Here is a 342-nt window from a genome sequence, read left to right as displayed (position 1 = left end):
GCTGGTGAGGGTCAGCGCCGCCTGGCTGGTGATTTGCCCGCCCTGGTTGTTCACGGCGCCGGTGCTGGCGAGCACCAGTGCGCCCTGGCTGGTGATGCTGGCGCCGGCGCTGTTGTCGAGACTGGCGCTGGTGAGGTTCATCCCGGCCTGGCTGGACAGCACGCCCGTTGCGTTGAATAGGCTGTTGGTGTTGATCGTCAGTCCATTACTGGCAACCTGGCCTTTGAAATTGTTCAGCGTCTGGTTGATCAGCAGCGTGAGGTTCTGCTCACTGAGGACTTTGCCGCCGGTGTTGTCCAGGCTGGTGGCCGCCAGCGTGAAACCTTGAAGGCTGGAGATTTC

1 protein-coding gene is annotated in these 342 nt (G+C 62.0%); it reads right to left on the bottom strand.

Going from position 1 to position 342, the window contains the following annotated elements; all coding sequences use genetic code 11:
- On the bottom strand, positions 1-342 hold a 342-nt coding region (locus NTD87_RS07635), incomplete at both ends, for a hypothetical protein (RefSeq protein WP_262113021.1).

The sequence above is a fragment of the Pseudomonas sp. 6D_7.1_Bac1 genome (genome assembly GCF_025465945.1).
Lineage (GTDB): Bacteria > Pseudomonadota > Gammaproteobacteria > Pseudomonadales > Pseudomonadaceae > Aquipseudomonas.
The sequence above is the reverse complement of the archived record's forward strand: the minus strand, read 5'-3'. Positions and strand labels throughout refer to the sequence as shown.